General features: G+C 71.0%; 18 protein-coding genes. 14 read left to right on the top strand and 4 right to left on the bottom strand.

The window, feature by feature from the left end:
- Positions 1–17: 17 nt before the first annotated feature.
- Positions 18–1,280 (bottom strand): glycerate kinase, encoded by a 1,263-nt coding sequence (locus tag C1M51_RS05985; RefSeq protein ID WP_129448660.1) that lies wholly within the window; start codon positions 1,278–1,280, stop codon positions 18–20.
- Positions 1,281–1,575: 295 nt separating this feature from the next.
- Here C1M51_RS05985 and glyA point away from each other — a divergent pair, with 295 nt between their 5' ends.
- The 9 genes from glyA to C1M51_RS05940 all read left to right on the top strand — a co-directional run bounded on the left by glyA (position 1,576) and on the right by C1M51_RS05940 (position 12,776).
- Entirely contained in the window at positions 1,576–2,787 is a 1,212-nt protein-coding gene (gene glyA / locus C1M51_RS05980; protein WP_242500035.1) for a serine hydroxymethyltransferase, read from the top strand.
- 68 nt (positions 2,788–2,855) lie between these two features.
- Positions 2,856–4,103, top strand: coding sequence for an aminotransferase class V-fold PLP-dependent enzyme (locus C1M51_RS05975; RefSeq protein ID WP_129448658.1), 1,248 nt, complete (start codon positions 2,856–2,858; stop codon positions 4,101–4,103).
- A gap of 130 nt (positions 4,104–4,233) precedes the next feature.
- Positions 4,234–5,184: a D-2-hydroxyacid dehydrogenase gene (locus C1M51_RS05970; RefSeq protein WP_129448657.1), complete on the top strand. Its 951-nt coding sequence runs from the start codon at positions 4,234–4,236 to the stop codon at positions 5,182–5,184.
- A gap of 13 nt (positions 5,185–5,197) precedes the next feature.
- On the top strand, positions 5,198–6,058 hold the full coding sequence (locus tag C1M51_RS05965) for an NADP-dependent methylenetetrahydromethanopterin/methylenetetrahydrofolate dehydrogenase (RefSeq protein ID WP_129448656.1): 861 nt from the start codon (positions 5,198–5,200) through the stop codon (positions 6,056–6,058).
- A 133-nt stretch (positions 6,059–6,191) separates the two neighbouring features.
- Positions 6,192–6,818, top strand: coding sequence for a methenyltetrahydrofolate cyclohydrolase (gene fchA, locus C1M51_RS05960; protein WP_129448655.1), 627 nt, complete (start codon positions 6,192–6,194; stop codon positions 6,816–6,818).
- A 47-nt stretch (positions 6,819–6,865) separates the two neighbouring features.
- Positions 6,866–8,035 (top strand): malate--CoA ligase subunit beta, encoded by a 1,170-nt coding sequence (locus C1M51_RS05955; RefSeq protein ID WP_036230600.1) that lies wholly within the window; start codon positions 6,866–6,868, stop codon positions 8,033–8,035.
- 40 nt (positions 8,036–8,075) lie between these two features.
- Positions 8,076–8,966, top strand: coding sequence for a succinate--CoA ligase subunit alpha (gene sucD / locus C1M51_RS05950; RefSeq protein WP_129448654.1), 891 nt, complete (start codon positions 8,076–8,078; stop codon positions 8,964–8,966).
- Positions 8,966–11,728, top strand: coding sequence for a phosphoenolpyruvate carboxylase (locus tag C1M51_RS05945; RefSeq protein ID WP_129448653.1), 2,763 nt, complete (start codon positions 8,966–8,968; stop codon positions 11,726–11,728). The genes sucD and C1M51_RS05945 overlap by 1 nt, the downstream gene beginning before the upstream one ends.
- 64 nt (positions 11,729–11,792) lie before the next feature.
- Positions 11,793–12,776: a CoA ester lyase gene (locus C1M51_RS05940; protein WP_129448652.1), complete on the top strand. Its 984-nt coding sequence runs from the start codon at positions 11,793–11,795 to the stop codon at positions 12,774–12,776.
- Between the two features lie 33 nt (positions 12,777–12,809).
- Here C1M51_RS05940 and C1M51_RS05935 read toward each other — a convergent pair whose 3' ends face one another.
- Positions 12,810–13,835, bottom strand: coding sequence for a LysR family transcriptional regulator (locus tag C1M51_RS05935; RefSeq protein WP_129448651.1), 1,026 nt, complete (start codon positions 13,833–13,835; stop codon positions 12,810–12,812).
- A gap of 395 nt (positions 13,836–14,230) precedes the next feature.
- Entirely contained in the window at positions 14,231–15,412 is a 1,182-nt protein-coding gene (gene metK, locus C1M51_RS05930) for a methionine adenosyltransferase (RefSeq protein WP_129448650.1), read from the bottom strand.
- A 174-nt stretch (positions 15,413–15,586) separates the two neighbouring features.
- Here metK and C1M51_RS05925 point away from each other — a divergent pair, with 174 nt between their 5' ends.
- From C1M51_RS05925 to C1M51_RS05905, 5 genes are all read left to right on the top strand, one after another.
- Positions 15,587–16,462 carry a lysophospholipid acyltransferase family protein gene (locus tag C1M51_RS05925; RefSeq protein ID WP_207207802.1) on the top strand — a complete coding sequence of 292 codons (876 nt, stop codon included), beginning with the start codon at positions 15,587–15,589 and terminating at the stop codon, positions 16,460–16,462.
- A gap of 1 nt (position 16,463) precedes the next feature.
- Entirely contained in the window at positions 16,464–17,339 is an 876-nt protein-coding gene (locus C1M51_RS05920) for a lipid A biosynthesis acyltransferase (RefSeq protein WP_129448649.1), read from the top strand.
- Between the two features lie 53 nt (positions 17,340–17,392).
- Entirely contained in the window at positions 17,393–18,730 is a 1,338-nt protein-coding gene (locus C1M51_RS05915; protein ID WP_129448648.1) for an NAD(P)H-dependent oxidoreductase, read from the top strand.
- A gap of 49 nt (positions 18,731–18,779) precedes the next feature.
- Positions 18,780–19,682 (top strand): alpha/beta fold hydrolase, encoded by a 903-nt coding sequence (locus C1M51_RS05910; RefSeq protein ID WP_129448647.1) that lies wholly within the window; start codon positions 18,780–18,782, stop codon positions 19,680–19,682.
- A gap of 80 nt (positions 19,683–19,762) precedes the next feature.
- On the top strand, positions 19,763–20,821 hold the full coding sequence (locus tag C1M51_RS05905) for a nitronate monooxygenase family protein (protein ID WP_129448646.1): 1,059 nt from the start codon (positions 19,763–19,765) through the stop codon (positions 20,819–20,821).
- Positions 20,822–20,843: 22 nt separating this feature from the next.
- On the opposite strand, the gene C1M51_RS05900 is transcribed toward C1M51_RS05905, so the two are convergent.
- Positions 20,844–22,178: an SAM-dependent methyltransferase gene (locus tag C1M51_RS05900; RefSeq protein WP_129448645.1), complete on the bottom strand. Its 1,335-nt coding sequence runs from the start codon at positions 22,176–22,178 to the stop codon at positions 20,844–20,846.
- Positions 22,179–22,245: the final 67 nt, after the last annotated feature.

Genomic DNA, 22,245 nt, shown 5'->3' with positions numbered 1-22,245 from the left:
GCGCGCCTGTCGTCGCGTCACTCGATCAGGATCGCGCGGAAGTCGTTCACGTTGGTCATCGTCGGGCCGGTCATCACCAGGTCGCCGAGCGCCGAGAAGTAGCTGTAGCCGTCGTTGTTGGCCAGGAAGGCCGGCGCATGCAGGCCCAGGGCGCGGGCGCGCGCCAGCGTGTCGGGGGCGAGCAGGGCGCCGGCGTTGTCCTCGGTGCCGTCGATGCCGTCGGTGTCGCAGGCGATCGCGTGCATGCGCGGGTGGCCGTCGAGCGCCACCGCCAGCGCCAGCAGGAACTCGGCGTTGCGTCCGCCGCGGCCCTGGCCGCGCACGGTCACCGTGCCCTCGCCGCCGGACAGCAGCACGCAGGGCGTCGGGCCGGGCTGGCCGTGCTCGGCCACCTGGCGCGCGATGCCGGCGTGCACCAGCGCCATCTCGCGCGCCTCGCCCTCGATCGCGTTGCCGAGGATCACCGGGTGGATGCCGGCGGCGCGCGCCACGCCGGCCGCGGCCTCGAGCGACATCTGCGGCGTCGCCACCATCACCTGGCGGGCCCGCGCGAGGCGCGGATCGCCGGGCTTCGGGGTCTCGTCGTGGCCGCGGCGGATGTAGTCGATCGCGGCTTTCGGCTCCGTGATCGCATATTTGGCAAGGATGGCCAGCGCGTCGGCGCAGGTCGTCGCGTCGGCCACCGTCGGGCCCGAGGCGATCACCGAGGGGTCGTCGCCCGGCACGTCGGAGATCGTCAGCGTCAGCACCTGAGCCGGCGCGCAGGCCGCGGCGAGGCGGCCGCCCTTGATCGCCGACAGGTGCTTGCGCACGCAGTTCATCTCGGTGATGTTGGCGCCCGACTTCAGCAACGCGCGGTTCACCGCCTGCTTGTCCTCGAGCGTCAGGCCCTCGGCCGGCAGCGCCAGCAGCGACGAGCCGCCGCCGGAGATCAGGCAGATCACCAGATCGTCCTCGCGCAGACCCTGCACCATCGCCAGCATGCGGCCGGCGGCTGCGCGGCCCGCGGCGTCCGGGACCGGATGGGCCGCCTCGACGACCTCGATGCGTTCGGTCGGCACGCGGTGGCCGTAGCGCGTGACCACCATGCCCGACAGCTCGCCGGGCCATTGCGCTTCCAGCGCCTGCGCCATCGAGGCGGCCGCCTTGCCGGCGCCGATCACCAGCGTGCGTCCGCGCGGCAGCGGGGGCAGGTGCGCGCCCAGACAGCGCGAGGGCGCAGCTGCCGCAACCGCGGCATCGAACATCCGGCGTAGCAGGTCGGAACCCTGGGAAGACATGTCGTTGTGCGACCGGTGGTCGGTGGTTGCGGTGGCGCGATTTCAACAGACCGGCTCGGCGCCGGACCGCTTGCGAACGATGTTAGGCGCGGTGCGCGCCGCCGGTCATTGGTCTTTCTGAGCCGGTCGGCCAAAAAGACTAATGAGTCATTTCGACGACCCGCTCCTAGACTTTCTCCACGGTCTGCAGCGGCTCCGAAAGTCGCAACGGACCTCCGAATCAACCCGTCTGGAGCCCGCCGTGTTCGATCCTTCCCTGCGCATTGCCGATACCGATCCCGAGCTGTGGACTGCGATGCAGAACGAACTGCAACGCCAGGAGGACCACGTCGAACTGATCGCCTCCGAGAACTATGTCAGCCCCGGTGTGATGCGGGTGCAGGGCTCGGTGCTGACGAACAAGTACGCCGAGGGTTATCCCGGCAAGCGCTACTACGGCGGCTGCGAGCACGTCGACGTCGCCGAGCAGCTGGCGATCGACCGCGCGAAGGCGCTGTTCGGCGCCGAATATGCAAACGTGCAGCCACATTCGGGCTCGCAGGCCAATGCCGGCGTCTACATGGCGATGCTGCAGCCCGGCGACACCATCCTGGGCATGTCGCTGGCCCACGGCGGCCACCTGACGCACGGCGCGAGCGTGAGCTTCAGCGGCAAGCTCTACAAGTCGGTGTCCTACGGCCTGGAGCCCGAGACCGAGACCATCGACTACGCGCAGGTGGCCGAACTGGCCGCGACGCACAAGCCGAAGATGATCGTCGCCGGCGCGTCAGCCTACTCGATGGTGATCGACTGGCAGCGCCTGCGCGACATCGCCGACCGCCACGGTGCCTACCTGCTGGTCGACATGGCGCACTACGCCGGCCTGATCGCCGCCGGCGAGTACCCGAATCCGGTCGGCATCGCGCACTTCGTGACTTCGACCACCCACAAGACGCTGCGCGGCCCGCGCGGTGGCCTGATCCTCGCGAACGCCGAGTTCGAGAAGCCGCTCAACTCGATGATCTTCCCGGGTATCCAGGGCGGCCCGCTGATGCACGTGATCGCCGCCAAGGCGCTGGCCTTCAAGGAGGCCGCCTCGCCGGCGTTCCGGAGCTACCAGCAGCAGGTCAAGTCCAACGCCAAGGCGATGGCGAAGACGCTCACCGAGCGCGGCCTGCGCATCGTCTCGGGCGGGACCGAGAGCCACGTGTTCCTGCTCGACCTGCGCGCCAAGAAGATCACCGGCAAGGCCGCCGAGGCCGTGCTCGGCCGCGCGCACATGACGGTCAACAAGAACGCCATTCCCAACGACCCCGAGAAGCCCTTCGTCACCAGTGGCATCCGCATCGGCGCCCCGGCGATGACGACGCGCGGCTTCGGCACGACCGAAGCCACCGCGATCGCGAACCTGATGGCCGACGTGCTGGAGGCACCCGAAAACGATGCCGTGATCGCGCGCGTCGCCACCGAGGTCACGGCGCTGTGCCGGCGATTCCCGGTCTATGGCGCCGACGTCCACGGACTCTGATCGCGCGCGTACTTCCCCGCACTTCGACGACCCACCGATTCCGAATCCCAGCAACCAAGGAGACTCACATGGCTGGCCGCAATTTCCTGTTCGTTCCCGGACCCACCAACGTGCCCGAGCGCGTGCAGCGCGCGATGGTCGTGTCGATGGAAGACCATCGCTCGTCCAAGTTCCCCGACCTGACCAAGAGCGTCCTCGAGGACCTGAAGGCCGTCTTCAAGACCACCACCGGCACCCCGATCATCTTCCCCGCCACCGGCACCGGCGGCTGGGAGGCCGCGCTGACCAACACGCTGTCGCCCGGCGACCTGGTGCTGGCCTCGCGCTTCGGCCAGTTCAGCCACCTGTGGATCGACATGATCACCCGCCTGGGCTTCCAGGTGGAGACGGTCGAGTGCGAGTGGGGCGAGGGCGTGCCGGTCGAGAAGTACGCCGAGATCCTGAAGAAGGACAAGGAACACAAGATCAAGGCGGTGATCGCCACCCACAACGAGACCGCCACCGGCGTCACCAGCGACATCGCCGGCGTGCGCAAGGCGCTCGACGACGCCAGGCACCCCGCGCTGCTGCTGGTCGACGCGGTCAGCTCGCTGGGCAGCATCGACTTCCGCCAGGACGAGTGGGGCGTGGACATCTGCGTCAGCGGCTCGCAGAAGGGCCTGATGCTGCCGGCCGGCCTGGGCATCGTCTGCGCCAGCGAGAAGGCGCTGAAGGCGCGCGAGACCTCGACCGCGCCGCGCTGCTTCTTCGACTTCGGCGACATGATCAAGGCCAACGCCACCGGCTACTTCCCGTACACGCCGGCGCTGCCGATGCTCTACGGCCTGCGCGAGTCGCTGACGATGATCAAGGAAGAGGGGCTAGAGAACATCTTCTGGCGCCACACCTACCTGGCCTCCGGCGTGCGCGCCGCGGTGCTGGACGGCTGGAAGCTGCAGCTGTGCGCGAAGGCGCCGAAGTGGTACTCCGATACGGTGTCGGCGATCGTCGTGCCCGAGGGCATCAACGGCGCGCACGTGATCGACGTGGCCTTCCGCCGCTACAACCTGTCGCTGGGCGCCGGCCTGAGCAAGGTGGCCGGCAAGGTGTTCCGCATCGGCCACCTGGGCGACCTGAACGAGCTGATGGTGCTGGGCGCGCTGGCCGGCGCCGAGATGTCCATGCTCGACGTGGGCATCAAGATCGAACCGGGCTCGGGCGTCGCCGCGGCGCAGAAGTACTTCCGCACCCACGACAACGTGCCCAAGAAGAAGGTCGCCCGCAGTGAAGTGGTCTACGCCTCGCAGTCGATGGGGTCGACCGAAGGCGCGCATTGATTGACCCACCCCCGTTGCGCCTGCGGCGCTCCCCCTCGAGGGGGCGCCGCTGGCGGGCCGGCGGAGCCGGCCCGCGGCGGCTGCTGGCTGGGGCAGGGCGGTGATTGGCACGAAGAAGAGGAGACGAGTGATGGGTCATTCCGTGGTGTTCCTGGACCGCGCGTCGCTGAAGGCGAAGGTGCGCAAGCCGGCGCAGGCGGCGAGCTACGTCGAGCACGAGAAGACCTCGGTCGACGAGGTGGTCGCGAAGCTGCGCGGCGCGACGGTGGCGATCACGAACAAGGTGCCGCTGCGGGCCGAGACGCTGAAGCAGCTGCCGGAGCTGAAGATGATCGCGGTGGCCGCCACCGGCTACGACGTGATCGACGTGCCCTACTGCAAGGAGCACGGCATCGCGGTCGCCAACATCCGCAACTACGCGGTGCACACGGTGCCGGAGCACGCGTTCGCGCTGATCCTGGCGCTGCGCCGCAACATCCTGGCCTACCGCCAGGACGTCGAGAACGGCGTGTGGCAGAAGTCGGACCAGTTCTGCTTCTTCACCCACGACATCGGCGACCTGCACGGCGCGACGCTGGGCATCATCGGCGAGGGCGCGATCGGGCAGGGCACCGCGGCGATCGCGCGCGGCTTCGGCATGAAGGTGATCTTCGCCGACCACGAGCCGCCGAAGATGCCGGGCGTCGAGTTCACGCCCTTCGAGCAGGTGCTGGCCGAGAGCGACGTGCTCTCGCTGCACTGCCCGCTGACGCCGTCGACGCGCAACATCATCGGCCTCGAGCAGATGCGCCGGATGAAGCGCAACGCGCTGCTGATCAACACCTCGCGCGGCGGCCTGGTCGACGAGGCGGCGCTGATCCAGGCGCTGGACGAGGGCCTGATCGCCGGCGCCGGCTTCGACGTGCTCACCACCGAGCCGCCGAAGAACGGCCACCCGCTGCTGGACGTGCGGCGCCCGAACTTCATCCTCACCCCGCACGTCGCCTGGGCCTCGGACGGCGCGATGCAGTTCCTGGCCGACCAGTTGATCGACAACATCGATCGGTGGGCGGCGGGCACCCCGCAACACCTCGTGACCTGACGAAAGCCTCACGATGAAGAAGCTGCTCTATCAATTCGACACCGATCCGCACCCGGCGGTGTTCGACAACGTCGTCGCCTACGACGGCGGCGCCGATCACGTGACGGCCTATGGCGGCATCACGCCGGCCAACGTGGGCGGGCTCGTCGACGGCGCGATCTTCACGCGCGCGCCGAAGGACAAGAAGAACACCGCGATCTTCGTCGGCGGCTCCAACATGGCCGAGGGCGAGGCGCTGTTCAAGGCCGTGCGCAAGAAGTTCTTCGCCAACTTCCGCGTCTCGGTCATGCTCGACAGCAACGGCTCCAACACCACCGCCGCGGCCGGTGTGGCGTGGCTGGCGCACGGCCGCTCGCTGGCCGGCAAGCGCGCCGTGGTGCTGGCCGGCACCGGCCCGGTGGGCCAGCGCGCCGCGGTGATGCTGGCGAAGGAGGGCGCGCGCGTGGCGATCACCAGTCGCACGCTGGAGCGCGCGCAGGCGGCAGCACGGGCCATCGCCGAGCGCTTCAAGATCGAGGTCGACGCGATCGAGGCGAACGACAACGCGGCCCGCGCCCGCGCCATCGAAGGCGCGAACCTGGTGTTCGCCACCGGCGCGGCCGGCGTCGCGCTGCTCGACGAGGCGGCGTGGAAGGACCACCCGCAGCTCGAGCTGCTGTCGGACGCCAACGCGACGCCCACGCTGGGCATCGAGGGCATCGACATGATGGACAAGGGCGCCCAGCGCCACGGCAAGACGGTGTTCGGCGCGATCGGTTTCGGCGCGCTGAAGATCGCGCTGCATCGCGCCTGCATCGCGCGCATGTTCGAACAGCAGGACCTCGTGCTCGACGGCGAGGAGATCTACGCCATTGCGAAGACCATGGTGGGGTAGATGACGACCCCCCCGTTGCGGCTGCGCCGCTCCCCCCGAGGGGGCGGCCGCTGGCGGACCGGCGGAGCCGGATCCGCGGCGGCCACTCGGGGCGCCGTGACCTGCGTGCAGGGTGAGTGAAGGAGACAGGAACGTGATCGACGATCTGACGACAAGCAAGTTTCTCGACGAGCTGGCGAGCGGCAACGCGACGCCGGGCGGGGGCAGCGCCGCCGCGATCATGGGCGCGATGGGCGCCGCGCTGGTGTCGATGGTGGCCAACCTGACGATCGGCAAGAAGGGCTACGAGGCCGTCGAGGCCGAGATGCGCCAGCTGCTGGCCGAGTCCGAGGCGCTGCGCGCGCGGCTCGCCGGCATGGTGGCCGAGGACGTCGCCGCGTTCGACGCGCTGATGGCGGCCTACAAGCTGCCGAAGGCGAGCGACGACGAGAAGACCGTGCGCAGCGCCGCCATCCAGGCCGGCCTGAAGCTGGCCACCGAGGCCCCGCTGGCCTGTGCGCGCGCCTGCGCCGAGGCCGTGCGCCTGACCGAGCGCGCCGTGGTGCACGGCAACCTCAACGTGATCAGCGACGTCGGCGTCGGCGTGGTCGCGGCCTGGGCCGCGCTGCGCAGCGCCGCGCTGAACGTGCACATCAACGCGCCGCAGATCAAGGACCGCGCCTGGGCCGACCGCGCGCTGACCGAGCTGCAGGGGCTGCTCGCCGAGTGCGGGCCGCTTTCCGAGCGCGTGCACGACACCGTCAAGGGCAAGCTCGGCTGAGGCCGGGCCGCCACCACCGCATCCACAGAAACCACAGGAGACCGACGATGGACATTCATGAGTACCAGGCCAAGGAACTGCTTGCCGGCTTCGGCGTGCCGGTGCCGCGCGGCAGCGTGGCCTACAGCGCCGACCAGGCCGTCTACGCCGCCACCGAGCTCGGCGGCTGGCACTGGGCCGTCAAGGCGCAGATCCACTCCGGCGGCCGCGGCAAGGCCGGCGGCGTGAAGCTGTGCCGCACCTACCAGGAGGTCGCGGCCGCCGCCAAGGCGATGCTGGGCGCGACGCTGGTGACCAACCAGACCGGCCCGGCCGGCAAGGTGGTGAACCGCCTGTACGTCGAGCAGGCCGAGCCCTTCGAGCGCGAGCTCTATCTCGGCTTCGTGCTGGACCGCAAGATCGAGCGCATCCGCGTGATCGCCTCGGCCAACGGCGGCATGGAGATCGAGGAGATCGCGCACGACAAGCCCGAGTCGATCCTGCAGATCGAGGTCGAGCCGGCGGTCGGCCTGCAGCCCTTCCAGGCGCGCGAGATCGCCTTCGGCCTGGGCCTGAACATCAAGCAGGTGAGCCAGGCGGTCACGGCCATCATGGGCTGCTACCGCGCCTTCCGCGACCTCGACGCGACGATGGTCGAGATCAACCCGCTGGTGGTCACCAAGGACCAGCGCGTGCTGGCGCTCGACGCCAAGATGAGCTTCGACGACAACGCGCTGTTCCGCCGGCGCCAGATCGCCGAGATGCGCGACGTGGCCGAGGAGGATCCGCGCGAGGCCACGGCCAACCAGCACGGCCTGAACTACGTGGGCCTGGAGGGCGACATCGGCTGCATCATCAATGGCGCCGGCCTCGCGATGGCGACCATGGACATGATCAAGTACGCCGGCGGCGAGCCTGCGAACTTCCTCGACGTCGGCGGCGGTGCCTCGCCCGAGCGCGTCGGTCAGGCCTTCAACCTCGTGCTGTCGGACCGCAACGTCAAGGCGATCCTGGTCAACATCTTCGCCGGCATCAACCGCTGCGACTGGGTCGCCCAGGGCGTGGTGCAGGCCGCCAAGGGCCTGCGCGTGCCGCTGATCGTGCGCCTGGCCGGCACCAACGTGGAGGAGGGCCAGAAGATCGTGCGCGAGTGCGGCCTGCCCATCATCACCGCCGACTCGCTGGCCGAGGCCGCGCAGAAGGCCGTGCAGGCCGCGCGCGAGCACGTGCCAGCCTGAGTCTGACGACGACCCTCACCGACGAGAAAGCGAGACACCCATGAGCATCCTGATCGACGAAAAGACCCCCGTCATCGTGCAGGGCTTCACCGGCGACAAGGCGACCTTCCACGCGAAGGAGATGATCGCCTACGGCACCAACGTGGTCGGCGGCGTGACGCCGGGCAAGGGCGGCCAGCGCCACCTGGAGCGCCCGGTGTTCAACACCGTCAAGGAAGCGGTCAACGCCACCGGCGCCGAGGCCAGCCTGCTGTTCGTGCCGCCGCCGTTCGCGGCCGACGCGCTGATGGAAGCGGCCGACGCCGGCCTGAAGCTGGTGTGCATCATCACCGACGGCATCCCGGCCCAGGACATGATGCGCGTCAAGCGCTACCTGCGCCGCTACGCGAAGGACCAGCGCACCACCATCGTCGGCCCGAACTGCGCCGGCATCATCAGTGCCGGCAAGGCCATGCTGGGCATCATGCCGGGCAACATCTACCAGCGCGGCAACGTCGGCATCGTGTCGCGCTCGGGCACGCTGGGCTACGAGGCCGCGGCCCAGATGAAGGCGCTGGGCATTGGCGTGACCACCAGCGTGGGCATCGGCGGCGACCCGATCAACGGCAGCTCCTTCCTCGACCACCTCGAGCGCTTCGAGCAGGACCCCGAGACCAAGGCCGTGATCATGATCGGCGAGATCGGCGGTCCGCAGGAGGCCGAAGCCTCGGCCTGGGTCCAGGCCCACATGAGCAAGCCGGTGGTCGGCTACGTGGCCGGCCTGACCGCGCCCAAGGGCCGCCGCATGGGCCATGCCGGCGCCATCATCTCCGCGGTGGGCGACACGGCAGGCGAGAAGGCCGAGATCATGCGCTCCTACGGCCTGCTGGTGTCGCCGAGTGCGGCCGAGCTGGGCAAGACGGTCGCCCAGGCGTTGACGCGCGTGCAGTGATGGGCGAACGCTCCCGCCCCGACCTCGCGGACCCCGACGAGTCGGCCGCCGGCGCCGAACGCGCCGACGCGCTGGCGCGGTCTGAGCTGCTGCGCGCGGCGCTGATCGGCGTCATCGAGCGCTACGAGCCCGAGGTCGCGCGCGTGCTGCGCGGCGAGGCGCCGCAGGAGCGCATGTCGACCCGCCTGCTGGCCCGCACGATCCAGGCGCAGGCGATCTGGTTCCAGCTGCTCGCCATCGCCGAGCAGAACCGCGACATGCGGCGACGTCGCGAGGTCGAGCGCCAGCGCGGCCACGCGCAGGTGCGCGGCACCTTCGCGCATGTGTTCCATACCGCCGTCGAGGCCGGGCTCGACGCGCGGCAGATCCGCGAGGCGCTGTGCAGCCTGCGCATCCGCCCGGTCATCACCGCGCACCCGACCGAGGCCAAGCGCGTGACGGTGCTCGAGCGCCACCGCCGCATCTACCTGCGCCTGTTCGACCTGGAGTCTCCGCGCTGGACCGACCGCGAGCGCGAGGACCTCACCCGTGCGATCAGCGACGAGGTCGAGCTGCTGTGGCTCACCGGCGAGCTGAAGCTCGACAAGCCCACGGTCGACCAGGAAGTGGCCTGGGGCCTGTACTTCTTCGACGAGAACCTGTTCGACGTCGTGCCGCAGCTCTACGGCCGCATCGAGGCCGCCTTCGCGAAGCAGTTCCCCGGCGAGACGCTGGAGCTGCCGGTGGTGTTCGGCTTCGGCTCGTGGATCGGCGGCGACCGCGACGGCAACCCCTTCGTGACCAGCACGGTCACGCGCCACACGCTGTGGCAGATGCGCCTGGCGAGCCTGCGCCGCTACCGCAGCCGGCTGGCCGACCTGGCGCGCAACCTCAGCATCAGCGAACGGGCCGCCGCGTTGCCGGAGGACTTCCGCGCCGCCGTCGCCACGGCCCTGGCCGCGCTGCCCGACGGCGCCGGCGTGGCTGCGCGCAACCCCGGCGAGCTGTTCCGGCAGTTCATCGCCGGCATGCTGGCCAGGCTCGACGCGACGATCGCGCGCAACGGCGAGCAGCCCGAGCCGGCCGGTGCCGCGCGCGATGCCGCGCCCTACGAGCACGCCGACCAGCTGATCGGAGACATCGAGCTGATGCACCGTGCGCTGGTCGAGACCGGCGCCCAGCCGCTCGCGAAGGCCTTTCTCGCGCCGCTGCTGCGCGAGGTGCGCACCTTCCGCTTCGCGACGGTGCGCCTGGACATCCGCGAGAACACGATCCGCATCAACGCCACGCTCGGCGAGCTCTACCGCGCCGCCCGCGGCAGCGAGCCGCCGGCCAGCGACAGCGGCGAGTGGAAGGACTGGCTGCTCACCGAGCTGGCGGCGCCACGCCGTGCCGGCGAGGCGCCGCTCGCTACCGCGGGCCTCACGCCCGAGGCGCAGGAGACGCTGGCGACCTTCCGCACCGTCGCCGAGATGCGCGACCGCGTCGACCGCGAGGCCTTCGGCACGCTGATCCTCAGCATGACCCACAGCGCCACCGACGTGCTGGGCGTCTACCTGCTGGCCAAGCACGCCGGGCTGTTCAACGACGCGCAGGCGGTGGAGCGCTGCACGCTGCCGGTGGTGCCGTTGCTCGAGACCATTCCCGACCTGCGGCGCGCGCCGGCCATCCTGAAGGAACTGCTCGCGGTGCCGCTGGTGCAGCGCTCGCTGCGCCTGCACGGCAACGTGCAGGAGGTGATGATCGGCTACTCCGACTCCAACAAGGACGGCGGCTACTTCACCGCCAACTGGGAGCTCAGCAAGGCGCAGGCGACCATGACGCGCCTGGGCGAGGAGCTCGGCGTGAAGATCGCGTTCTTCCACGGCCGCGGCGGCTCGGTGAGCCGTGGCGGCGCGCCCACCGGGCGCGCGATCGCGGCGCTGCCCGCGGGCTCGATCCGCGGCGGCTTCCGCAGCACCGAGCAGGGCGAGGTGGTGTCGTACAAGTACGCCAACCGCGGTACCGCGCACTACCAGGTGGAGCTGCTCGCGTCGTCGGTGCTGCAGCACGTGCTGCTGTCCGAGCGCGAGGCGGCGCTGGTGCCCAAGCACGAGTTCGACGAGGCGATGGAGGCGATCTCCGGCGTGTCGTGGACGGCCTACCGCCAGCTGATGGAGTCGGAGCACCTGCTCGCCTACCTGCAGGGCTCCAGCCCGCTCGAGGAACTGGCCCTGCTCAACATCGGCTCGCGGCCGGCGCGGCGCACCCAGGCGCGCACGCTGGCCGACCTGCGTGCGATCCCCTGGGTGTTCGCGTGGACGCAGAACCGCCACATGCTGACCGGCTGGTACGGACTGGGCAGCGGCCTGGCGGCCTTCGTCGAGGTGCGCAAGGCGCGCGGGCTCGAGCTGCTGCAGCGCATGTTCCACGAGGGCCGGCTGTTCCGCACCGTGATCGACGAGGTGGAGAAGACGCTGCTGACGGTCGACCTCGACATCGCGCGCGAGTTCGCCGGCCTGGTGGCCGACCCGGCCGTGCGCGAGCCGATCTTCCAGGCCATCGAGCGCGAGTACCGCCTCACCTGCGAGATGGTGCTGAAGGTGTCGGGTGGGAGCCGGGTGGCCGAGCGCTTCCCGCAGCTGCGCCGCCGGCTCGCGCGCCGGCTGCAGACCATGAACCAGGTCAGCCGCGAGCAGGTGCAACTGCTGCGCGCGCTGCGCGAGGGCGGTGACGACGACGTGCGCACCGCCTTCCTGCTGTCGATCAACTGCGCGGCCGCCGGCCTGGGTGCCACCGGCTGATGCGCCGGGCGAGCCACTGCCTTTCTCCGCTTTCCCCTTTTTTCAACATCGAGGACTTGCTGCCATGAGCTTCACCATCATCGACCAGGCCACGCCGCGCCTGCACCGCTCCGAACTGGCCGTGCCGGGCACCAACACGGCGATGTTCGAGAAGGCCGCCGCGTCGGCCGCCGACATCGTGTTCCTCGACCTCGAGGATGCGGTGGCCCCCGACGACAAGCCGCAGGCGCGCAAGAACATCATCCAGGGCCTCAACGAGGTGGACTGGGGCACGAAGACGATGATGATTCGCATCAACGGCCTCGACACCCATTACATGTACCGCGACGTGGTCGACATCGTCGAGGCCTGCCCGCGGCTCGACATGATCCTGATCCCGAAGGCCGGCGTCGCCGCCGACGTGTACGCGATCGACATGCTGGTCACGCAGATCGAGAACGCCAAGGGCCGCAGCAAGCGCATCGGCTTCGAGGTGCTGATCGAGACGGCGCTCGGCATGGCCAACGTCGAGGCGATCGCGCAGTCGAGCAAGCGGCTCGAGGCGATGAGCTTCGGCGTGGCCGACTACGCCGCGTCGACGCGCGCCCGCACCACGGTGATCGGCGGCGTGAACAAGGACTCGGTGGTGCTGACCGACAAGGACGAGCAGGGCCACCGCCAGGCGTTCTGGACCGACCCGTGGCATGCCGCGCAGACCCGCATGATGGTGGCCTGCCGTGCCTATGGCCTGCGCCCGATCGACGGCCCGTTCGGCGACTTCGGCGACCCGGACGGCTACAGGGCCGCCGCCAACCGTGCCGCGGTGCTGGGCTACGAGGGCAAGTGGGCGATCCATCCGTCGCAGATCGAGCTGGCCAACGGCGTGTTCACGCCGTCCGAGGCCGAGGTCACCAAGGCCCGCCGCATCCTCGAGGCGATGGCGCAGGCCGCGAAGGAAGGCCGCGGCGCGGTCTCGCTCGACGGCCGCCTGATCGACATCGCCAGCATCCGCATGGCCGAGGCGCTGCTCGCGAAGGCCGACTCGATCAGCGCGGCGGCCAAGGGCTGAGGCGGCGCGGGGCCGCGCGCCCGGCTGCCTCGGTCACGCTGCGCTGCGCACCACCTTCTTGCGCGCCGGGGCGGCCGGCTCTGCGACGGCGGTCACGGCCGGTGCGGCGGCCGCGGCCGTCTTGCGCCGCATGTGCTCCAGCCGCCAGTGGATCCAGGCCTGGCCGTGCACACGCAGGAACTGCTCGAAGGCGGCGGCGGCGGCCGGCAGCGGCCGGCCCGCCAGGTGCATCACGTGCCAGTCGCGCTCGATCGGGCAGTCCGGCATCGGCAGGATGGCCAGCAGGCCGGTCTCCAGCTCCAGCACGCAGGAGTGCAAGGAGAGGAAGGCCACGCCGAAGCCGGCCGCGCACATCTGCTTGATGGCCTCGTTGCTCGACATCTCGGAGCCGATGGTCAGCGACACGCCGGCGTCCTTGAACAGCTGCTCGACCGTGGTGCGCGTGCCCGAGCCGCGTTCGCGCACCAGCAGGTTGGCCTGGTTCAGCGCGGCCAGGCCGAGCCGCGGCGTCGTCATCAGCGGATGGGTGGGCGCGGCGACGAAGGCCATCGGGTGCTTCGCGAACGCCGCGGAGATGGTCTTCAGCTCGGCTGGGGGGCGGCCCATGATGGCCAGGTCGATGTCCTGGTTGGCCAGTTGGTTCACCACGTCGGCGCGGTTGCCGATCTGCAGCTTCACCTTCACCTGCGGGTGCTCGCGCACGAACTCGAGCAGCAGCGGTGGCAGCAGGTATTCGGCGGTGGTCACGGCGCCGATGCGCAGCAGGCCGGCGATGTCGCCGCAGTGCGCCGCCATCGCATCGCCGGCCTCGCCCCACAGGTCGAGGATGCGGCTGGCGTAGCCGGCCAGCAGCTCGCCGGCCTCGGTGAGCTTCACCCCCCGCGCGCTGCGCCGCAGCAGCGGCGTGCCGGCCGCGTCTTCCAGGATGCCGAGCTGGATCGACACCGCCGGCTGCGTGAGGTGCATCTCGTCGGCCGCGCGCGACACGCTGCCGAGCCGCGCGACCGCGTTGAAGGCGGCGAGCTGGCGGAAGGTGGCGTTGCGGAGGGGGTTGCTCATCGGACGGCGTGTCGGCCCGCTAGGCTACGCGATCGGCCGGGTCTGTTCCTGTTTTGCAGAACCGAATAGCCCGGTCGCAGTCAGGGCGACTCCCTGGGGGTGGCCCCCGGCGGGATGGCTGTGGGACAGCCGGTCTGGCCGCAGCGTCGGGTCGCCGCGGCCTGAACGGTCGCGGCATCCGGTCAGCGGCTGCGCCGGGCATTCTTCTGGCTGCGGCACGGGCCCCGGGGCCCTTCACTTCGCTGGCGCGAAGTGAGCCTGCGCCGGAAGACCGGCAAACCGCGCGCTTTGCGCGCGGCGCGCCTTACAGGCCGCAGCTTTGTGGTCTGCGTTCACGCCGCTGCGCGACATGAACTTCGCCCCAAGGCGATTGAGGCGCTACGCGCCTGCCGGGCTCAACGCCCGGCCGCTGCTCGCAGCGCGTTCGCCTTGTCGGTCTTCTCCCAGCTGAACTCGGGCTCTTCGCGGCCGAAGTGGCCGTAGGCCGCGGTCTTCTCGTAGATCGGGCGCAGCAGGTCCAGCATCTGGATGATGCCCTTGGGGCGCAGGTCGAAGTGCTCGGCCACCAGCTTGGCGAGCTGGTCGTCGGGAATCACGCCGGTGCCCTCGGTGTAGACCGTGATGTTCATCGGCCGCGCCACGCCGATCGCGTAGGCCACCTGGATCTGGCACTGCCGCGCCAGGCCGGCGGCGACGATGTTCTTGGCCACGTAGCGCGCGGCGTAGGCGGCCGAGCGGTCGACCTTGGTCGGGTCCTTGCCCGAGAACGCGCCGCCGCCGTGCGGGCAGGCGCCGCCGTAGGTGTCGACGATGATCTTGCGGCCGGTCAGGCCGCAGTCACCCTGCGGGCCACCGATGACGAAGCGGCCGGTCGGGTTGATCAGGTACTGGGTGTCCTTCAGCCATTCCTTGGGCAGCACCGGCTTGATGATCTCTTCGATGATGGCCTCGGTGAAGGAGGCCTTCATCTTCTTCGCGGTCTCGCTCTGGTCGGGGCTGTGCTGGGTGGACAGCACCACGGTGTCGATGCTGTGCGGCTTGCCGTCCACGTAGCGCATCGTCACCTGGCTCTTCGCGTCGGGCCGCAGGAAGGGCAGGCGGCCGTCCTTGCGCAGCTGCGCCTGGCGCTCGACCAGGCGGTGCGCGTAGTAGATCGGCGCGGGCATCAGCTCGGGCGTCTCGTCGCAGGCGTAGCCGAACATCAGGCCCTGGTCGCCGGCGCCGGTGTTCAGGTGATCGTCGCTGGCCTGGTCGACGCCCTGGGCGATGTCGTTGCTCTGCTTGTCGTAGGCCACCAGCACCGCGCAGCCCTTGTGGTCGATGCCGTACTCGGTGTTGTCGTAGCCGATGCGCTTGATCGTGTCGCGCGCGACCTGGATGTAGTCGACGTGCGCGTTGGTGGTGATCTCGCCGGCCAGCACCACGAGGCCGGTGTTGGTCAGCGTCTCGGCCGCCACGCGCGAGCGCGGGTCCTGCGCGAAGATCGCATCGAGGATGGCGTCCGAGATCTGGTCGGCCACCTTGTCGGGGTGCCCTTCGGAAACGGACTCAGAGGTGAAAAGGAAGTCGTTGGCCACTCTTAAACTCCATCAATCGATCCATTGCAACTCGCGTTGCCGGCCCGGGTCGGGAGGAGCGGCGAACGCTTTAGCGGTTTGTTGGGTCCTTCGACCCGGCAGACCCGACCGGCCCTGCAATCGCCCCGCAAGTAGTTCCGTAACTCGGCGACGGCACAATTCTAACGACCCTCGATGAGCCGATTCCTGACGACCCTGATGCGCGTGCTGGCCGGCTGGCCGCTGTGGCTGCTGCACGGCCTCGGCGCGCAGATCGGCTGGCTGGTCTATGCCGCCTCGGGCGACTACCGGCGCCGCTTCCGCGCCAACGCGGCGCTCGCCGGCGTGCCCTGGCCGCAGGCGCGGCAGGCCATCGGCGCGGCCGGGCGCATGCTCACCGAGCTGCCGCCGCTGTGGGCCCGTCCGCCCGAGGCCGCGCTGCCGATGACGGTGCAGTGGCAGGGCGGCGAACTGATCGAACGGGCCCAGGCCGCCGGTCGCGGGCTGGTGATGCTGACGCCGCACCTCGGCTGCTTCGAGGTCGTGGGGCAGTCGTATGCCGAGCACTATGGGGCCGGCCGCGGCGCGATGACGGTGCTCTACCGCCCGGCGCGCAAGCCCTGGCTGCGCCCGCTGGTCGAGGCGGCGCGCCGCCGGCCCGGGCTCGATGCCGCGCCCGCCACGCTGGGTGGCGTGCGCCAGATGATCCGCGCGCTCAAGCGCGGCGAGGTCGTCGGCCTGCTGCCCGACCAGGTGCCGCCCGAGGGCCTGGGCGTGTGGGCGCCGTTCTTCGGCCAGCCGGCCTACACGATGACCCTGGCCGCGCGCCTGGTGCAGCAGACCGGCGCGGCGCTGCTGCTGATCTGGGGCGAGCGCCTGCCCGGCGGCGCTGGCTACCGGGTGCGCGTCAGCGAGCTCGGCGAGCCGCTGCCCGCCGATCCGGCCGAGGCCGCCGCGGCCATCAACCGCGCGATGGAAGGCCTGATCCGCCAGTGCCCGCAGCAATACCTGTGGGGCTACCACCGCTACAAGCAACCACGCTCCGGCGGTGTCGCCGGCGCCGACGACTGACATGCGCCTCGTTCTCTTCCTGCTGTGGTTGCTGCACTGGCTGCCCTTGCCGATCCTCGCCGCGCTGGGCCGCGGCCTCGGGCGGCTGCTGTGGCACGTGGCCGGATCGCGCCGGCGCATCGCGCTGCGCAACCTCGCGCTGTGTTTCCCGGCCTGGACCGAAGACCAGCGCCAGGCGCTGGCCCGCGAGCATTTCCAGTGGCTGGGCCGCAGCCTGCTGGAGCGCGGCCTGCTCTGGTATGCCTCGCCGGCCCGCCTGCGGCGCCTGATGCATGTCGAGGGGCCGGCCAGCTTCGCCGACACCCACGACGGCCCGGTGATGTGGCTGGTGCCGCACTTCATGGGCCTCGACGTGGCCGGCGCCGCGGTGCAGCTGTTCGTGGCGCGGCCCGGCTGTTCCATCTACCAGGCGCAGAGCAACAAGGTGTTCGACGCGGCGCTGCGGCGCGCCCGGCTGCGCTACGGCAACGCCAAGATCTTCGCGCGCAACGAGACCGCCAAGCCGCTGATGCGCGCCATCAAGGACGGCATGGGCTTCTTCAACCTGCCCGACATGGATTTCGGCGCCAAGGATGCGGCCTTCGTGCCCTTCTTCGGCGTGCCGGCCGCCACGCTGCTGGCGCCGTCGCGCATGGCGCGGCTGCTGGGCATGAAGGTGCAGCCGGTCATCGCCTACATGCTGCCCGGCGGACGCGGCTACCGGGTGCGCTTCTTCGAGCCCTGGGACGACTTCCCGACCGTTGATGCCGAGGCCGACACCCTGCGCATGAACCGCTGGATCGAGGAGCGCATCCGCGAGCACGCGGCGCAGTATCTTTGGGTCCACAAGCGCTTCAAGACGCGACCGCCCGGCGAGGCGCCGCTGTACGGCGGCTGAACTTCGCCGGCGGAGTGCGCTCCACCTGCTACACCCTCGACAGGAGACGCCCCATGAACCTTCACGCCATGCTCGCCCAGCGCGCCGCCGACGGCCGCCCGCTGCGGGTGGCCCTGATCGGCGCCGGCAAGTTCGGCTCCATGTTCCTGAGCCAGGTGCGCCGCACGCCCGGCCTGCACCTGGTGGCGGTGTGCGACCTGAGCCCGGCGCGCGCGAAGGCGGCGCTGCTGTCGGTGGGCTGGGCCGAGGACCGGCTCGGCGCGAAGTCGCTGGACGACGCCCGTCGCAGCGGCAGCACCTGCCTCACCGACGACACGCCGGCCGTGATCGCCAGCGACGCGGTCGAGGTGGTGATCGACGCCACCGGCTCGCCGGCGGCCGGCATCGCCCACGTGCTGGCGTGCTGCCGGCACGGCAAGCACATCGTGATGGTCAACGTGGAGGCCGACGCGCTGGCCGGACCGCTGCTGGCGCGCAAGGCGCGCGAGGCCGGCATCGTCTACTCGCTGGCCTACGGCGACCAGCCGGCGCTGATCTGCGAGATGGTCGACTGGGCGCGCACGGCCGGCTTCCAGGTGGTGGCCGCCGGCAAGGGCACCAAGTACCTGCCCGCCTACCACTCGAGCACGCCCGACACGGTGTGGCAGCACTACGGCCTGAGCGCCGACGACGCCCGGGCCGGCGGCATGAACGCGCAGATGTTCAACAGCTTCCTCGACGGCACCAAGAGCGCCATCGAGATGGCGGCGGTGTCCAACGCCTGCGGCCTGACGCCGGCCGACGACGGGCTGGCCTTCCCGCCCTGTGGCGTGGACGACCTGGCGCGCCTGCTCAAGCCGCGGCACGATGGCGGCCTGCTGCAGCACCGCGGCCAGGTGGAGGTGATCTCCTCGCTGGAGCGCGACGGCCGCCCCGTGTTCCGCGACCTGCGCTGGGGCGTCTATGTCACCTTCGCGGCCGACAGCGAGTACGTGCGCCGCTGCTTCAAGGAGTACGGCCTCGTCACCGACCCGAGCGGTGAGTACTCGTCGATGTACAAGCCCTTCCACCTGATCGGCCTGGAACTCGGCATCAGCGTGGCCAGCGCCGGCCTGCGCCACGAGGCGACCGGCGCGGCCACCGGCTGGCGCGGCGACGTGGTGGCGACCGCCAAGCGCGCGCTGCGTGCCGGCGAGGTGCTCGACGGCGAGGGCGGCTACACCGTCTACGGCAAGCTGATGCCGGCGGCCGCCTCGCTGGCCGGCGGCTACCTGCCGCTGGGGCTGGCGCACAAGGTCAGGCTCAAGCGCGACATCGCCGACGGGCGGCCGGTCGGATGGAACGACGTGGAGTTCGATGCCCGCAGCGAGGCGGTGCAGTTCCGCCGCGAGATGGAAGCGGCCTTCCGCTGAACGTCGAGGCCCGGGAAGCGCGTCCGTGGGCGCCGGGAAGGAGAACGCGATGGACGAACAGGCAGCCTCGGAGTTCCGGCGTGGCAGCGTGCGCGCCGCCGGCCTGCAGTTCCACTATCTCGAGGCCGGCAGCGGGCCGCTGGCACTGTGCCTGCACGGCTTTCCCGATTCGCCCTGGACCTACCGCCATCTGCTGCCGCGCCTGGCCCGGGCCGGCTACCGCGCCGTGGCGCCCTTCATGCGCGGCTATGCGCCCACCGAGGTGCCGGCCGACGGCGACTTCTCGAGCCGCGCGCTGGCGAACGATCCCAACGCGCTGCACCAGGCGCTGGGCGGCGCCGGCGATGCCGTGCTGATCGCCCACGACTGGGGTGCCTTCGCCGCCTATGGCGCGCTGGCTGCCGAGCCCGCGCGCTGGCGCCGCGCGGTGATCGGCAGCGTGCCGCACTTCCGCGTGTTCGGCGCGATCGCGTCGCGCTACCCGCAGCTCAAGCGCTCGTTCTACTTCTGGCTGTTCCAGATGGACATCGCCGAACGCTGGGTGGCCGCGAACGACCTGGCCTTCCTCGAGCAACTGTGGCGCGACTGGTCGCCGGGCCACGAGCCGGCGGCGGAGATGGCGCACGTGAAGGCCTGCCTGCGCGACCCGGCCCACCTGCACGCGGCGCTGGGCTACTACCGCGATTTCTTCGCTCCGCAGCGCTTCGGCACGCCGGCCTGGGCCGACGAGCATGCCGCGGTGCTGGGCCGGCCGGTGCCGCAGCCCACGCTCTACCTGCACGGCAACGACGACGGCTGCATCGCGCTCGACGCGGCGGCGGCCGAGGCCATGCTCGGCCAACTGGGCCCGGGTTCCGAGGTCGACCGGATCGACGGCGTGGGCCACTTCTTCTGGGTCGAGCGGCCCGATGCGATCAACGAGCGCGTGTTGCGCTTCCTGCAGACTCATTGAGGGGCACCTCTGCCTGCACGGCGTCCCGAGAGGCCAGTGTGGCCGGGTCGCCAACCGAACACCGACCGCAAGGAGACACCATGCCCAGCGCCGCCACCACCGAACTGCTCGCCCTGCTGGGGACCGGGCTGCCGATCATCCAGGCGCCGATGGCCGGTGCGCAGGGGAGCGCGATGGCGGTCGCCGTCAGCAACGCCGGCGGGCTGGGCTCGCTGCCGGCGGCGATGCTGGGCGCCGACGCGCTGCGCAGCGAGCTGGCCGCGATCCGCGCACGGACCGCACGCCCCTACAACGTCAACTTCTTCTGCCACGCGGCACCGGTGCCCAGCAGCGAACGCGAAGCGGGCTGGCGGGACGCGCTGGCACCGTATTACCGCGAGTTCGGCCTCGACGCCGAGGCCGTGCCGCCGGGCCCGGGGCGGCGCGCCTTCGGTGCCGAGGAGGCCGAGCTGCTGGCCGAGTTCGAACCGCCGGTGGTGAGCTTCCACTTCGGACTCCCGTCGGCCGAGCTGCTGGCGCGCGTGCGGCGCTGGGGCGCGAAGCTGCTGGCGTCGGCCACCACGGTCGACGAGGCGCGCTGGCTCGAGGACCAGGGGGTCGACGCCGTCATCGCCCAGGGCCTGGAGGCCGGCGGCCACCGCGGCCACTTCCTGTCCGACGACCTGAGCGTCCAGCTAGGGACCTTCGCGCTGCTGCCGCAGGTGGTGAGGGCGGTGCATGTGCCGGTGATTGCGGCCGGCGGCATTGCCGATGCGAACGGCGTGGCCGCGGCGCTGGCGCTGGGCGCGGCCGGCGTGCAGGTGGGCACGGCCTACCTGCTGTGCCCGGAAGCGACCACCAGCGCGCTGCACCGTGCCGCGCTGCAGAGCGACGCTGCGCGCCACACGGCGCTCACGCGCCTGTTCACCGGCCGGCCCGCGCGCGGCATCGTCAACCGCGTGATGCGCGAGCTGGGGCCGATGAACCCGGCCGCGCCCGCGTTCCCGCTGGCCACTGCGGCGATCGCGCCGCTGCGCGCGCACGCCGAGAAGCAGGGCAGCGGCGACTTCTCGCCGCTGTGGTCGGGGCAGAACGCGAGCGGCTGCCGGGCGCTGCCGGCGGCCGAGGTGACGCGTTCGCTGGCGGCGGGCCTGCCGTAGCGGTGCCGCCGCCGCGGGCCGTTCAGCCAGCGGTGCCGGGTTGCGGCGCGGCCTCGGCGCGGTCGGCCGCCAGCAGCGTCTCCAGGCATTGCTCCTGGACCCCGTAGTAGGCCTTCAGCGCGCGCACCTGCTCGCGCAGCGGCTCGGCGGCCTTCGGATGCTCGCGCTTCACCGCCAGGATCATCTTGTTCTTCTGGGTGTGCTCGAGCGAGGTGAACTCGAACACCTGGGTGTCGTAGCCCTCGGCCTCCAGCAGCAGCGCGCGCAGGCCGTCGGTCAGCATCTCGGCCTCCTGGCCGAGGTGGATGCCGTGGCGCAGCAGCGGCAGCAGCAGCGTGGGGCTGCGCAGCTGCGGGCGCAGCTGCTTGTGGCAGCAGGGCGAGCACATGATGATGCGCGCGCCCGAGCGGATGCCCATGTGCATGGCGTGATCGGTGGCGATGTCGCAGGCGTGCAGCGCGATCATGATGTCGACCGGCCGGGCCGCGTAGCTGCGCACGTCGCCCAGCTCGAAGGCCAGGCCGTCCAGGCCGAGCTGCTGGGCGGTGGCGTTGCCGAGCGCGACCATGTCGTCCTTCAGGTCGACGCCGGTCACCTGGACCGGGCGGTGCAGCGTGCGGCGCAGGTGGTCGTGCACCGCGAAGGTGAGGTAGCCCTTGCCGGCCCCGAAGTCCAGCACCTGCAGCGGCTGCTCATCCCGAGCCTGCGCGAGCGACGGGGCCGACGCCAGCGCGTGGGCCAGCACCTCGATGAACTTGTTGATCTGCTTCCACTTGCGCGCCATCGCCGGCACCACGCGGTGCTGCGCGTCGGTGACGCCCAGGGCGACGAGGAAGGGCTGCTGCGGGTCGATGAAGCGGTGCTTCTCGCGGTCGTGCGAAGGCAGTGCGGCCGTCGGCGCGTCGGGCCCGTCGTTCGTCAATGCGGTGGGCGGTTCCGGGTTCTCGGCGGCGGCGTCGGCCGGCGCGGCGGGCTTGCGGCTGCGCCGCAGCGTGGCCTTGCCCTTGCGGCTGATGGCGAGCTGCAGTTCGCCGTCGGCGGTCAGCAGGTGCAGGTTGTCGAAGGCGCTGTCGATCAGCTCGGCCACCGTGGTCAGGCCCTCGTCGATCGGCAGGTTCTTCGTCACGTCCTTCGTGCGGTGGTTGTAGGTCAGCGACAGGCAGGCGCGGCCCTTCAGCGTGAGCGGGCGCACCAGCACGCGCTGCAGGTCGGGCCGGGGCCCGCGCGGGCCGGCCAGCACCATCTTCACGAGGCGGTGGTCGGCGAGGGCGGCGCGCGCCTCGTCGAAGAACTGCGTGCGCGGTTCCGCCGCGGGCGGCCGGGTCGCAGTGGCGGGAGGGATCGGGGACGTGGGCACGGAGGGGCAGCGCGGAGCCGGGGTCGAGGACGCCTCATTGTCGGCTGGCGGCACGGGAGGGGTCGAT

Source organism: Methylibium sp. Pch-M, assembly GCF_004136295.1.
GTDB lineage: Bacteria > Pseudomonadota > Gammaproteobacteria > Burkholderiales > Burkholderiaceae_C > Methylibium > Methylibium petroleiphilum.
The sequence above is the reverse complement of the archived record's forward strand: the minus strand, read 5'-3'. Positions and strand labels throughout refer to the sequence as shown.